The 13475-nt window shown below is 67.7% G+C and carries 9 protein-coding genes and 1 pseudogene; 6 read left to right on the top strand and 4 right to left on the bottom strand.

The genetic code is table 11. The annotated features are described in order from the left end of the window. Positions 1-15 precede the first annotated feature (15 nt). Genes FW784_RS01885 through FW784_RS01870 form a run of 4 tightly spaced genes read left to right on the top strand, consistent with a single transcriptional unit; the run spans position 16 to position 3758 of the window. A complete protein-coding gene (locus tag FW784_RS01885) occupies positions 16-1041 on the top strand; it encodes an agmatine deiminase family protein (protein WP_149351679.1) in 1026 nt (341 codons plus the stop codon). Then, the gene (locus FW784_RS01880) at positions 1041-1931 is read left to right on the top strand and encodes a carbon-nitrogen hydrolase (protein WP_149351662.1); all 891 of its coding nucleotides are present in this window, start codon (positions 1041-1043) and stop codon (positions 1929-1931) included. Before FW784_RS01885 ends, FW784_RS01880 begins: the two co-directional genes overlap by 1 nt. Then, positions 1900-2481, top strand: a complete 582-nt coding sequence (locus tag FW784_RS01875) for a GNAT family N-acetyltransferase (RefSeq protein ID WP_149351661.1) — start codon at positions 1900-1902, stop codon at positions 2479-2481. Before FW784_RS01880 ends, FW784_RS01875 begins: the two co-directional genes overlap by 32 nt. 56 nt (positions 2482-2537) lie before the next feature. Continuing rightward, positions 2538-3758, top strand: coding sequence for a TraB/GumN family protein (locus FW784_RS01870; RefSeq protein ID WP_149351660.1), 1221 nt, complete (start codon positions 2538-2540; stop codon positions 3756-3758). Positions 3759-3806: 48 nt separating this feature from the next. Here the strand turns inward: FW784_RS01870 and FW784_RS01865 are convergent, their stop codons facing one another. Genes FW784_RS01865 through FW784_RS01855 form a run of 3 tightly spaced genes read right to left on the bottom strand, consistent with a single transcriptional unit; the run spans position 3807 to position 11497 of the window. Then, positions 3807-6905: an efflux RND transporter permease subunit gene (locus FW784_RS01865; RefSeq protein WP_149351659.1), complete on the bottom strand. Its 3099-nt coding sequence runs from the start codon at positions 6903-6905 to the stop codon at positions 3807-3809. After that, positions 6902-10375 (bottom strand): efflux RND transporter permease subunit, encoded by a 3474-nt coding sequence (locus FW784_RS01860; RefSeq protein ID WP_149351658.1) that lies wholly within the window; start codon positions 10373-10375, stop codon positions 6902-6904. The genes FW784_RS01865 and FW784_RS01860 overlap by 4 nt, the downstream gene beginning before the upstream one ends. A gap of 12 nt (positions 10376-10387) precedes the next feature. Continuing rightward, on the bottom strand, positions 10388-11497 hold the full coding sequence (locus FW784_RS01855) for an efflux RND transporter periplasmic adaptor subunit (RefSeq protein WP_149351657.1): 1110 nt from the start codon (positions 11495-11497) through the stop codon (positions 10388-10390). A gap of 239 nt (positions 11498-11736) precedes the next feature. Between FW784_RS01855 and FW784_RS01850 the strand changes: the two genes are divergently transcribed. Both FW784_RS01850 and FW784_RS01845 read left to right on the top strand, forming a co-directional pair. Continuing rightward, positions 11737-12114 (top strand): c-type cytochrome, encoded by a 378-nt coding sequence (locus tag FW784_RS01850; protein ID WP_149351656.1) that lies wholly within the window; start codon positions 11737-11739, stop codon positions 12112-12114. Positions 12115-12122: 8 nt separating this feature from the next. Beyond that, on the top strand, positions 12123-12560 hold the full coding sequence (locus tag FW784_RS01845; protein ID WP_149351655.1) for a c-type cytochrome: 438 nt from the start codon (positions 12123-12125) through the stop codon (positions 12558-12560). Between the two features lie 224 nt (positions 12561-12784). On the opposite strand, the pseudogene FW784_RS01840 reads toward FW784_RS01845, so the two are convergent. Then, positions 12785-13475, bottom strand: a pseudogene (locus FW784_RS01840) (hypothetical protein); the annotation flags it as partial.

The raw sequence follows: 13475 nt of genomic DNA, 5'->3' as shown, positions 1-13475 counted from the left end.
GGAACAACGATGCCCTTGACCGATGCACGGCTCCCCGCCGAGTGGGAGCCGCAGTCCGCCGTCCTGCTCGCGTGGCCGCATGAGGGGACGGACTGGGCCGAACGGCTCGCCGACGTCGAGACTACGTACGTGGCGCTCGTGGCAGCGATCACGCGTTTCGAACCGGCAATCGTCTGCGTTGCCGACGCCGCGCTCGAGGCGCATGCCCGCGACGTGCTGGCAGCGGCGCGCGTGGAGCTTTCGCGCGTGCGGTTCGTTCATGCGCAATACGACGACACGTGGCTGCGCGACTCCGGCCCGATCACGCTGCGCACCGCAAGCGGGTTCCGGCTGCTCGACTTCCGCTTCACCGGCTGGGGCGGCAAGTTCGAAGCCAGTCGCGACGATGCGCTGGTGGAGACGCTCGAACGCGAGGGGCTGTTCGCGCATGCCGATCGCGTGCCGATTCCCTTCGCGCTCGAAGGCGGCGCAATCGACACGGATGGGGCCGGCACGCTGCTGACGACGTGGCAGTGCCTCAACCAGCGCCACCCGCAGGCGACGCGCGAGGAACTTTCCGGGAAGCTCGCGGACTGGCTGTCGCAGGAGCGCGTGCTGTGGCTCGAGCACGGCTACCTTGAAGGCGACGATACCGACGCGCACATCGATACGCTCGCGCGCTTCGCATCTGCCGACTCGATCGTCTTCCAGAGCTGCGACGATCCGGCGGACTCGCACTACCCGCACTTGCGCGCGATGGCGGGCGAACTCACCGTGTTGCGCACGGCCGCCGGCGAACCCTACCGGTTGTTCGAACTGCCCTGGGCGCACCCGATCATCGACGAAGGCCGCAGGCTCGCGGCGAGCTATGCGAACTTCCTGATCGTCAACGGCGCCGTGCTGGCGCCCGCCTACGGTGACGCCGCCGACGAACCGGCACGCAAAGTGCTGGCCGAAGCGTTCCCCGGCCGCGAAATCGTGATGGTCCCGTGCCGCCCGCTGATCTGGCAGAACGGCAGCCTGCACTGCATCACGATGCAGCTGCCCGAAGGAGTGGTCTGATGTCGAAGCCGAAAGTGCTGCCCGTCGCGTTGGTGCAGGAAACCAATCAGGGCGACGCGCAGGCGAACCTCGACACGATCGCGCGTCGCGTCGCCGAGGCCGCGGGCAACGGCGCGAAGCTGGTGCTGTTGCAGGAACTGCATAACGGCGCCTACTTCTGCCAGCACCAGTGCGTCGACGAATTCGAAACCGCCGAGCCGATACCCGGCCCGACGACCGAGCGGCTGTCAGCGCTTGCGAAGCAGCACGGCGTCGTTATCGTTGGCTCGTTGTTCGAGCGGCGCGGCGCCGGGCTGTATCACAACACGGCAGTCGTGCTCGATGCGGACGGCTCGCTCGCCGGCAAGTACCGGAAGATGCACATACCGGACGACCCGGGCTTCAACGAGAAGTTCTACTTCACGCCGGGCGACATCGGCTTCCACCCGATCGATACCTCGGTGGGGCGCCTTGGCGTGATGGTCTGCTGGGACCAGTGGTATCCGGAAGGCGCGCGGCTGATGGCGCTCGCCGGCGCGGACATGCTGCTGTACCCCACGGCGATCGGCTGGGATCCGAACGACACCCAGGACGAGAAGGATCGCCAGCGCAACGCCTGGATCCTCTCGCACCGCGGCCACGCAGTCGCCAATGGCCTGCCCGTGCTCTCGTGCAACCGCGTGGGCCACGAGCCGTCGCCGATCGGCCGCAGCGGCATCGATTTCTGGGGCTCGAGCCATGTCGTCGGGCCCCAGGGTGAGTTCCTCGCCGAAGCTTCGACCGATCGCCCGGAAGTGCTGATGGCGGAAGTCGATCTTCGCCGCAGCGAGGACGTGCGCCGCATCTGGCCCTTCCTGCGCGACCGTCGTATCGACGCGTATGGCGACCTGCTCAAGCGCTATCGCGATTGACGCGCCGCCGAGCATCCGGCCAGCGACGGAGGCCGACCTCACCGCGCTCTCGCGCATCTACGCCGACGAGGTGCGGGGCGGCACGTCGTCGTACGAATACACGCCGCCGGACGACGCCGAATTCGCGCGACGCTTCCGCGCACTGAAGGTCGCGGGCTATCCCTTTCTCGTCGCCGAAGCCGGTGGACGCGCCGCCGGGTTCGCCTACGCGAGCGCCTACCGGTCGCGCGAGGGCTATCGCTGGACGGTCGAGGACAGCGTCTACATCGACGCGGACCACCGCGGCCGCGGCGTCGGGCGGGCGCTGCTCGCCGCACTCATCACGGAGTGCGAGGCACTCGGCTATCGGCGCATGGTCGCGGTGATCGGCGATGCCACGAACGGCGCATCCCTGGCCTTGCACGAGCGCCAGGGATTCCACGTCGCCGCCCGCTTTCCCGGGCTCGGCTTCAAGCACGGCCGCTGGCTCGAAAACGTCCACATGATGCGGGTGCTCGGCAGCGACGGTGACGCGCCACCCGACGCACCGCCGTTGCCCGCCGGCGCCTGACTCCCTACGCTGCTCCGTTCGCGCTGCGAATGGCGACACCTCCACCCAAGGTCGACATGGATCCGATGCCCCCCGTTACCCACGCGCTCGACAGCCAGCCGCATGCCATCGTCGAGCGCGACGGCGTGCGCTACACGCTGCTCGGCACTGCGCATGTTTCGCAGGCAAGCGTGGATGCCGTGCGTGCCGCGATCGCGTCGGGTGAATACGACCACGTCGCCGTCGAGCTCGATGCCGCGCGAATGCAGGCGCTCACCGATCCGGACGCGATGGCGCGCCTCGACCTGGTCGACGTGATCAAGACCGGGCGCACGGCGATGTTCGCAGCCAACCTCGCGCTCGCCGCGTACCAGCGCCGGCTGGCGGAGCAACTCGGCATCGAACCCGGCGCGGAGCTGAAGCAGGCCGTGCTCGACGCGCGCGAGCGCGCACTGCCGGTGAGCCTGATCGATCGCGACGTCGGACTCACGTTTCGTCGCGCCGCCGCGAAACTGGGTTGGTGGCAGCGCGTCAAGCTGGGTAGTGGACTGGCGGTATCGCTGATCGCCAGCGACGAAGTGCCTGCCGACGAGATCGAACGGCTCAAGGAAGGCGACATGCTCGAATCGAGCTTCGCCGATTTCGCGAGCCACAGCCCGGCGCTGTTCGAGACCGTCATTGTCGAGCGCGACCGCTACATGGCCGCCGCACTGCGCGCCGCGGGTGCCGGCTCGCCTACGCCGCGGAACATGTTGGCCGTCGTCGGTGCCGGCCACCTCGCGGGGTTGTCGCGCGAGCTCGCCGAGCAGACCGGCGACCCCGCGACGATGCGCGCTTCGCTCGAATCGATGCCGAAGAAGCGCAAGGTGCCGTGGTTCGCGATCGTAGTCGCGCTGCTGCTGATCGGCGGCGTGACTTGGGGTTTTGAGAACGGCGGCCTGAAGATGGCGTCGGGCGTGATCGTGCAATGGCTGTGGATCACGGCGCTCATGACCGCGATAGGCGCGGCGGCGGCCGGCGCGCATCCGCTGAGCGTGCTGGTGGGCGCCCTGGTCGGGCCGTTCAAACCCTTCCGTCCCACCTTGCCGTCCGGCGCCTTCAGCGCACTGGTGGAAGCGCGCCTGCGCAAACCGACCTACGCCGATTTCATCGCGGTTCGCGACGACGTACGCACGCTGCGCGGCTGGTACCGCAATCGCGTGGCGAGGACGCTGATGGTGTTCATCCTCACCTGCTTCGGGACCATGGCCGGCGAGTGGATCGCCATCGCACGCATCGTGGGCAAGCTGGCCCACTGACCCTGCCGACCGCGCAGCCCTTGGGCTGGCGGCCGGGCAGTGCAGACCTCAGGCGGGAACGGGCAGCTGCCCGCTCGATGAAGACAGCGGCGGCAGGCCCCGCGCGCGGCGAACCAGCCGCGACGTCGCGCTGCGCATGTCGTCGAGGATCGCGTAGATCGTCGGCAGGAACAGCAGGCTGACGAACGTCGAGAACGCCAGCCCGCCGGCGATCGCACGCGCCATCGGGAAGTAGGAGATCTCGTTGCCGCTGCCGCCCTTCGAGAGCGCGATCGGCACCATCGCCAGGATCGCGGTGCCCATCGTCATCAGGATCGGCCGCAATCGCTCCCGACTACCGTCCACCAGCGCATCGGTGCGCGAGAGGCCGCGCCGCCGCAGGTTGTTGATGTGCTCGATCATCACGATGCCGTTGTTCACCACAACCCCCATGAGGACCAGGATGCCGATGAAGGCCATGATGTTGAATTCGGTGCCGGTGAGCCAGAACAGCCAGAACACGCCGAACATCGAGAAGACGACGCCCGACATGATCGCCGACGGGAACAGCAGTGATTCGAACACCGACGCCATCACCACGTAGATCATCACCAGCGCGATCACGAGGTTGAGGACCATCTGCTTCATCATCGCGCTCTCGTCCATGAACTGAGGCGTATCGAACGTGAAGCTGTAGCCCGCCGGGAATGCGATCGACTTCATCGCCTCCTCGATCGCCTTGCGCGCCTCCGGCATCGTGGTCTTGCCGGTGGGCATCGCTTCGATCGTCAGCGTGGTCTGTCGGCTGATGCGGCTGATCTGGCTCGACGTCGGCTTGTAAGAAACGTCGACCATCGCCAGCAGCGGCACCTGGCGGCCGTCGGGCGATCTAACCGTGAATGCGGACAGGTCGTCGGCACCGTAGTTGTCCGCACCCTTGAAGCGCATCCACACCGGCACCTCGGTGTCGCCGCGACGGAAGTCCTTGAGCTTGGCGCCGCGCAGCGCAAGTCCCACGAACGACGACACCTGCTGCGACGTGAAACCGAACGCCGCCGCACGTTCGCGGTCGACGCGCACCTGCAGTTCGCTGTTCTGGTCACCGGCATCGATGCGGACGTCGCGCAGTTCGCGCCTTGCAGCGAGCGCGGGCAGGATGTCCCGCGCGAGCTCGTTCAGCGTGAAGGTGGAATCGCCGACGAGCCTGACCTGCACGTTCTTCGGCGCCCCGCTGCCACCGTTGTCACCCTGGTTGCCGAGGACGAGCTTGGCCCTCGCCAGCTTCGGCAGCGCCTTGCTCAGGTCGTCCACCAGCGGTTTGATGCGGCCCTTGTACTCGGGCTCGAACGTGACGCGCGTACCGCTGCCGCCCTGCTCGCTGAAGTACGAGTAGACCTGTGCGATATGGAAGCGCTTGCGGTTGGCGTTGAGGAAATCCTCGACGTGCTGCACCTCGGCCGACAGTTGCTCGACCGTGTAACTGCCGTTGAGCTGGTAGTCGATATTGGTTTCGTCGCCGTCGTCGCCGCCGAACATGTTGTACTTGACCATCTTCACCGGCAGCACGCTGACGGCCACGATCACCAGGATCGCGAGAACGCTCTTCGCGCGATGCTCCAGCGTCCAGCGCAGCAGCGTCGCGTAGCGTTGCTGCAGCCGGTGGATGAAACCCTGGTGGGACGCCACGGTTGGCGGCGTCTTCAGCCGCGCGGACAGCATCGGGATCAGGCTGACCGCCACCAGCCACGAGGCCAGCAGCGACACCGAAATGGTGATCGCGATCTGCGACAGGTAGATCGCCAGCACGTTGCGCTCGCCGAACAGGTTCGGGACGAACACGATGCAGTGGCAGAGCGTGCCCGCCGACAGCGCGATCGCCACGTGCCGGGTGCCGACGATGGACGCCAGCCGCGGGTTGCCCGGGTTGCGCTCGCGTTCCTGGTAGATGCTCTCCACCACGACGACGGCGTTGTCGACGAGCATGCCGACTGCCAGCAGCAGTCCCATCATCGACAGGATGTTGAGCGTGACGCCGGCGAAGTACATGAAGCCGAGCGTCATGATGAAACAGATCGGTATCGCCAGCGTGACCATCATGGTCGACGGCCAGTGGCGCAGGAACAGGAACAGCACGGCGATCGACAGTACGAGGCCGATGGCGCCCGCCTCGGCCAGTTCGGTGAGCGAGCTGGTGACGCTTTCGCCCTGGTTGTTGATCACCTTGGCCTGGATGCCGCGCATTGCCGGTTCTTCGCGGATGCGGTCGAGTTCGGCGAGCGTCGCGCTCGAGACGTCGACGAGGTTCGCGTTGCGATCCTTGAAGACGTCGAGTCCCACCGCCGGCCGGCCCTCCAGCCTGCGCCCCATGTCCAGGCGCGCCGGCTTGAGCCGCACGTCCGCGATGTCGCCGAGCCGGAGCCCGCTGGCGTTGATCGACAGGTTGCGAAGCTCGTCCAGGCTGTCAAGTTCACCGACGGGCTGCACGCGCAGGCGCCGTCCGCCGTCCGTAATTTGACCGGCGGAGATGGAGAAATTCGCCGATTGCAGGCGCTTGGCGAGATCATTGAGGTTGACGCCGTGCGCGGTGAGCCGATCGGGCAGCACCGCGATCTCGACCTCGTTCGGCGCGGCACCCGACACTTCGACACGCGCCACGCCCGGGATGCGTTCGATCCGGCGCTTGAGTTCGCGATCGATCAGCTCGTAGGAATTCGCGAGGTTGATCGTGGCGCTCGCCAGCCGCACCGCCAGCACCGGCTGGTCGCTGGTGCTGAAGTTGCCAACGAACACGCGCTGGATCTCGTCGGGCAGCTGGTCGCGGATGCCGTCGAGGCGTTCGCGCGCCTCGGATGCCGCGATCGCGACGTCGCGCTCCCAGTCCTTGAACATGACAATCACCGTCGCGCCGTCCGCGCGTGCGGTGCCCTGCATGCTCTTGACGCCGGTCATCGTCGCCAGCGCTTCCTCGGCCGGTCGCAATACCGTGCGTTCGACTTCGCCGGGCGTAGACCCCGCATACGGCAACTGCACGAACACCACCGGGAACGAAACCGAGGGGAACGCCTCGAGCGGCAGGCGGAACGACGCGATCAGGCCGATCACCACAAGCGTCACGAAGAACATGATCGCGGTCACGGGCCGGCGGATGCTGAGCTCGGCGATGCTCATGCGGTCTGCGCCTCCAGCGCATCCAGCTCGCTCGACGTTTCGGCGATGCGTCGCGCGCGGCGGACGTAATACTCGTCCGGGCGACGGTCGAGCAGGTCGTACACCACCGGGATCACCACCAGCGTCAGCAGCGTGGATACCAGCAGGCCACCCATCACCGTGATCGCCATGGGCGAGCGCACCTCGGCGCCTTCGCCGAAGGCGAGCGCCAGCGGGAGGAAGCCGAACAGCGTGCACAGCGTGGTCATGACGATCGGGCGCAGTCGCGACCGCGCGCCGTCCGCCAGCGCTTGGCGCTTGGGCACGCCGGCCTCGCGCAGCTGGTTGACCTTGTCGATGAGGATGATCGCGTTCTTTACCACCAGGCCCACCAGCAGGATCAGCCCGATGAACACCACGACCGACACCGGCGAGCGCGTCATCAGCAACGCGAGCACCGCACCCACAAGCGCGAGCGGAATGGTGAACAGGATGACGAACGGATGCAGCAGCGATTCGAACTGCGAAGCCATCACCAGGTAGACCAGGAAGATCGCCAGGCCGAAGGCGAACAGCAGCGATTTGACCGAGTCCGCGAGTTCCTCGCCCTGCCCGCCGATGTGCATGCCGATGTCGGGGCCCAGCGGATTCTTCGCCGCCATGTCGCGCACCTCGGCGATCGCGCCGCCGAGGTCGATGTCATGCAGGTTCGAGGACACGATCGCCACGCGCACCTGGTCGGCGCGATGGATCTCGCTCGGGCCGACCGTCGAGATGACGTCGGCGACCGAATCGAGCGTCACCGGCGCGCGCCCGTTGCCGGGATTCACGATCAGGTGGCGGATGTTGTCCACGGTGGCGCGATCGTTTGCGTTCGCACGCACCAGCACGTCGATCTTGCGGTCGCGGAAGCTGTAGCGCGTGGCGACGTCGCCACGCACCTTGTTCACCACGGCGTCCGCGATCTGGCGCGTCGTCAGGCCCAGCGCACCCGCGCGCGCCTGGTCGAAGCGGATCTGGATCTCGGGAAAGCCCTGCTCGACGGTCGACTTGACGTCCGTGTAGTGCGGATTGGCCCGTAGAAGCTTAGCGAGCCGTTCGCCGGCAACGCGAATGCCTTCGAGGTCCTGCCCGCGCAGCTCGACCTCCAGCGGCGTGGAGAAGCTGAAGAGCTGCGGCCGACGGAAATCGACCTGTGCGCTGCTTTCGGAGGCCATCGACGCACGCAGTTTCTGCGTCTCGCTCGCTTCCAGTTCGCGGCTGCCGCCGTTGGCCATGACCACGGTGAGCTTGCCGATGTTCTCGCCGCTCTCGGTCGGGCTGGCATCCAGCCGCGTGCCGCTGCCGCTGACACCGAAGATGGTGCGAATGCCGGCGTCGCCCGCGTGCTCGCGCTGCAGGCGGCGCACCACCTGGTCGGTCTCCGCCAGCGGCGTGCCGGGCGGCAGCTTCACCGTCATCTCGAAGCGGTCCTGCGCCAATTGCGGGATCAGGTCGGCGCCCAGCAACGGGACGGCCGCCAACGTCAGGGCGAACGCGACCGTCGCACAACCAATGACCAGCAGCGGCCTGTCCAGCGCTGCCGGCAGGATGCGCAGGTAGGCGCGCTCGGCGCGGCCGTACGGGCGCATCGCGAGATCGCTCGCCTTGCGCATCACTGGACCGACCACGCGCGACGTGCCGCGGCCGGCGGCAACCACGCCGCGTGCAAGCCAGAAGAAGCAGAAGCCGATCGCGATTGCGAGGCCGTGGCGCGCGGCTGCGAACGGCCGCCGCCAGCCGGTCACCGGCGCGTGCTCGTACGCGGGCTCCTCGGGGAAATGCTCCTGCTTGCGGTCCTTCAGCGCGCTGAGCATCGGGATGAGCGTCATCGACACCACCAGCGAAATCGCGATCGCGATCGCCACGGTGAGCGCCTGGTCGCGGAACAGCTGGCCGGCGATGCCCTGCACGAACACCAGCGGAAGGAACACGGCGATCGTGGTCAGCGTCGATGCAACTACCGCCATGCTCACCTCGCGCGTGCCGGTCACGGCCGCCTGCAGGATGCCGAGCCCGCGCTCGCGCGCCTTGGCGATCGACTCGAGCACGACGATGGAGTCGTCGACGACAAGGCCCGTGGCCAGCGCCAGGCCGCCCAGCGACATCACGTTGAGGCTCAGCCCCAGTCGGCCCATGAAAAAGAAGGTCGCGATGATCGACACCGGCAACGACAGCGCGATCACGAACGTGCTCCAGCCGTCGCGCAGGAACAGGAAGATGATCAGGACAGCGAGCGCGCCACCGATGATGGCGTCGAGTTTCACGTCGCTGATGGCGTGGCGCACGAACTGCGACTGGTCGTCGATGACCGTGAGGTCGACGTCCTTGGGCAGCTGTTCGCGGATGGACTTGAGCTTCGCGTCGATGGCATCGGCCGTCGACACGGTGTTGGCGTCGCCTTCCTTGTAGATCGCCAGCTCCACGGCTTCGCGGCCGCCGAGCCGGATGATCGCCTCGCGCTCCTTGAAGCCCTGCCGCACGGTCGCGATGTCGCTCAGCCGAACGGGCATGCCATTGGCAGGCGCCTGAGATCCGGAACTGCCCTGCAGCGATGCGGCGGCCGCCATGGAGTTCGCATCGCCACTTGCCGCGGCCACGCGCGCCATCTGCTCGGCCGCCGACTGCTGCGCGCCACCCCCGGCGCTCTGCGTGGTGACCAGCATGTCGCGCATTTCCTGCAGGCTGGTGAACTGGTTGACGGTGCGCACGAGATAACGCTGCGTGCCCTCTTCCAGTCGCCCGCCGGAGACGTTGACGTTTTCCTGGCCGAGGCGCTGGATCACGGTGTCGATCGACAGGCCGAGCTGCGCCAGCTTCTGCTGGTCGATCTCGACCTGCACCTCGTCCTCGAGGCCGCCGCCCACCTTCACCGCTGCGACGCCATCAACGGGTTCGAGCTTCTTCTTCAGGTCGTCGTCGGCATAGCGTCGCAACTCCGTCAGGCGCCGGATCGCCTCGCGTCCCTCGGCGTCCTTCGCCGCAAGCGCCAGGCGCATTACCGGTTCGGTCGACGGATTGAACCGCAGCAGGATCGGCGGCTTGGCCTCCTGCGGCAGCTGCAGCGACTCCATCTTGTCGCGCACCTCGATGCCGGCCTGGTCCATGTTCGTACCCCAGGCGAACTCGAGCACGACATCGCTCTGACCGGTGCGCGAAACCGAGCGCAGCTTGCGCAGGTTCTTGACCACGCCGACCGCTTCCTCGACCGGCTCCGAAATAAGCGTTTCGACTTCCGACGGCGCCGCGCCGGCGTATTCGGTGCGCACCGTCAGCGTGGGATAGCTGAGGTCCGGCAGAAGGTTGACCTTCAGCTCGCTCAGTGCGATGAAACCGAAAAGCAGGAACGTGAGCGTGACCATCGCGACCGTGACGCGACGGCGCGTGGCGAATTCAACGACGCCGCCGCGCGCGGGCGTGCCATCGGGACGATCGCTGGGAGGATTGGACATGGCGGCCCCCGGTCAGCGCGCTGCGACCGGGGCGGCAGGCGCGACGCGAGGTGCCTTCTTGTCGCCCAGCACCTGCACGTCGCTGCCTTCGCGCAGCGCGGTCTTGCCGGCGACCACGACCTGCTCACCATTCCTCAGGCCCTGCCGAACTTCCGTGAATCCGCCTTCGCTGTAGCCGAGCTTCACCGGCACCCGGATCGCCTTGCCGTTGCGCACGACATAGACCGCGGGATCGTTCTCGTCTTCCAGCAGCGCGGCGCGCGGCACGACGAGTGCGTCGGCGCGGCTGTCGTAGTCGATGCGCAGGCGGCCGAACATGCCGGGCTGCAGCAGCCCACCGCCAGGGAACGCGCAGATGACCCGGAACGTGCCGCTGCCGGAGTCGACGACGGGCGCGACGCGATCCACGGTGCCGGTGAAGGTACGACCGGGCAGCGCGTCCACCTCCAGGTTGACCGGCTGCCCACGCTTCAACGTCGCGATCTCGCGCTCCGGCACGTTCAGCACCGCCTCAAGCCGCGACGTGTCGACGATGCGGAAGATGGGCGTGTTGATCTGCACGAAGTTGCCGGGCTTGATCGAACGTTGCGCGATCACTCCCGAAATTGGTGCGGCGACGTTCGCGTAGGAAAGCTCGAGGTTCGCCAGTCGATTCGCGGCGCGCGCGTTCTCCAGGTCGTAGCGCAGCTGGTCGTTGTCGCTGGCACTGACGAGCTTCTGCGCTGCCAGCTGCTGCGACCGCGCGAAGTTCGCCTGCAGCTTGCGCATCTGTGCCGAGCTCTGCGCGGCCTGGAGCGCCGAGCGCGCGGCGTCGAGGCGCACCAGCGTCTGACCGGCGCGCACCACCTGCCCCTCCTCGGCGAACACCTGCAGTGCGACGCCGGAGGTCTTGGCGATCACCTGCGCTTCGCTGCGCGGCTCCAGCGGCGCGGTACCGGTGTAGCTGGCGGCGATCGGCCGCGTGGTGACCAGCGCGACCTCGACAGGGACAGCCTCGGGTGCCTTCGACTCCTTGGCCTCCGCGTCCCCGGGCTTGGGGCCCTTGCAGGCCACGAGCGCAAGGCAGCCCAGCAGCACGAGGGGGAGGCGCGCAGCAGCGCGCGAGGTAGAAGCGGTACGCATCGGAATGTCCTTCGAAGCGATGGAAAGAGCGGCGGTCAGCCGGTGTTGTACATAGGTATATCACCCATGTTCACGAAGCCCATGCGCCGAAGGTCACGGGTGCCGAAGACACGGCTGGCGTGCGGGTCGCGTGTGGTGCGCCGTTCGTCCAATCCCGGGCTGCAGGCTATACTCGGCCGCTTGTGCGAACGCGCCCTGCGTCGCATCCCACCGCCAGCACGAGAACCGCGGATTTGACCATGCGACCGCTGAGAATCGCCGCCCTCGCCGTCTTCACACTGCTCGCCACGAGCGCGCAGGCGCAGCAACCCGGGGCCTCCGCCCCCGCCCCCGCGGCCGCGACGGCCCAAGCTGCGACGACCGTGAAGGGCAACGCCGAGCGCGGCCACGAACTCACCTTTACGTGCAAGGGCTGCCACGGCGTGACGGGCTACCGGAATGCGTACCCGAACTACCACGTGCCGCGGCTGGCCGGCCAGAACGAGCAGTACCTGATCAACGCACTGACGGGCTATCGCGAAGGCACCCGCAAGCATCCGACCATGCAGGCGCAGGCGCAAAGCTTCTCGCCGCAGGACATCGCCGACATTGCCGCCTACCTCGCGACCCTGAAGTGAGCCCGACCATGACGAACACCCGACTGTTGCTGGGCGGCCTCGCCATCGCCCTGCTCGCCTCCGCATGTGGACCCAAGGCCGACGAAGGCAAGGCGGAGGAAGCGCCGGTCTCCGAGCATTCGTCCGCCGGGCTCCCGGCCGGCGATGTCGCTGCGGGCGAGAAATTCGCCAACACGAAGCAGGCCGGCACCGGCCAGGCCTGCATCGAATGCCACGGCAAGGAAGGCGCGGCTCCGATCGATCCCAGTTATCCGGTTCTCGCGGGCCAGTACGCCGACTACATCGCCTCCGCGCTCGAGATGTATCGCGACGGACGTCGCCAGAACCCGTTGATGGCGGCACAGGCCAAGAACCTCAAGGACCAGGACATCGCGAACCTCGCCGCCTACATGGCGTCGCGGCCGCAGAAGGTCTACGACCTGAGCGAGCACGACGGGTCGAAGTAGGTCCGGTCGCGTGATCGAAAACGGCCCGCCTTGCGGGCCGTTTTCATTTGGGCGAGCGACAAATGCATCTCGGGGCGGGCAGACGTAGCCGCACCCGGCGGTTGGTCGGTTGGGTCCGTTGGGTCGGGCCGACGCTGCAACCGTCGCGCGCCAGCAGCCGCTCCCTCGCGGCCTGCCAGCGTTAGTCGACCACGCGCGTACGTCGATCGCGCGTTCCCCGACGGTCAACCGCCGGTCGCCGTCCCCGATTTCGGCGGCGCGAACATCCCGGGCAACTTGGGCGGCGGCGGAGCCTTGCCGTCCTTGTCCCATGTCGCGCCATTGCCTTCCTGCAGTCCCGGTTTGAACGGCACCGGCGGCGACGGGCGCGCGCGCGCCGGCTGCTCGTTGAGGTCGGGATCGCTGATGTCGCAGCCGCCGCCGAGCTGCAGGATCGAAATCACGCAGACGATGCGTTTGTTGGTGCCGGGGATCGGGATGCCAACCTGTTTGACGCCGTTGTCCACCCAGTCCTTGAGCAGCGTCTGGTTGGGCTTCCACAGGCGATCCCAGCGCGTGGGTTCGTACGGCGACGGCTTGCGCTTGAGCCACGTGCCCGCACGGTCGAGGTCCTTGATCTCGTCGGTGATCATGCCGGGCGGGTAGCCCGCCGACGCCGAGCCGGGCCCTGTGCCGACGTTGGGTCTGCCGTCGCGATCGAAGACGCCGTTGCCGGGGTGGTCCCGCGTCGACATGCCCCAGTCGTCGCCGCGCTTGGGCGTCGCCCAGGAACCCGGGGACGGCGCCGCCTTGGGTCCGATGCCGATGCCGGTGCTCGGCGTCGCAGAGGCGGGCCCTGCAGCGGCCGACGCTGCGGTACCCGCGGCCGACGCACGAGGCGCCGCGCTTGCTTGCGAGGACGCGGTAACCGACGGC

This window comes from Cognatilysobacter lacus, from assembly GCF_008274655.1.
GTDB classification, from domain to species: Bacteria; Pseudomonadota; Gammaproteobacteria; order Xanthomonadales; family Xanthomonadaceae; genus Cognatilysobacter; species Cognatilysobacter lacus.
This window is presented reverse-complemented; position numbering and strand designations above follow the sequence as displayed.

What these genes read in the sequence shown, in the direction of transcription:
- FW784_RS01880 (WP_149351662.1), top strand. Translation starts at nt 1,041, where the DNA reads ATGTCGAAGCCGAAAGTGCTGCCCGTCGCGTTGGTGCAGGAAACCAAT.
- FW784_RS01875 (WP_149351661.1), top strand. Translation starts at nt 1,900, where the DNA reads ATGGCGACCTGCTCAAGCGCTATCGCGATTGACGCGCCGCCGAGCATC.
- FW784_RS01870 (WP_149351660.1), top strand. Translation starts at nt 2,538, where the DNA reads ATGGATCCGATGCCCCCCGTTACCCACGCGCTCGACAGCCAGCCGCAT.
- FW784_RS01865 (WP_149351659.1), bottom strand. Translation starts at nt 6,905, where the DNA reads ATGAGCATCGCCGAGCTCAGCATCCGCCGGCCCGTGACCGCGATCATG.
- FW784_RS01860 (WP_149351658.1), bottom strand. Translation starts at nt 10,375, where the DNA reads ATGTCCAATCCTCCCAGCGATCGTCCCGATGGCACGCCCGCGCGCGGC.
- FW784_RS01855 (WP_149351657.1), bottom strand. Translation starts at nt 11,497, where the DNA reads ATGCGTACCGCTTCTACCTCGCGCGCTGCTGCGCGCCTCCCCCTCGTG.
- FW784_RS01850 (WP_149351656.1), top strand. Translation starts at nt 11,737, where the DNA reads ATGCGACCGCTGAGAATCGCCGCCCTCGCCGTCTTCACACTGCTCGCC.
- FW784_RS01845 (WP_149351655.1), top strand. Translation starts at nt 12,123, where the DNA reads ATGACGAACACCCGACTGTTGCTGGGCGGCCTCGCCATCGCCCTGCTC.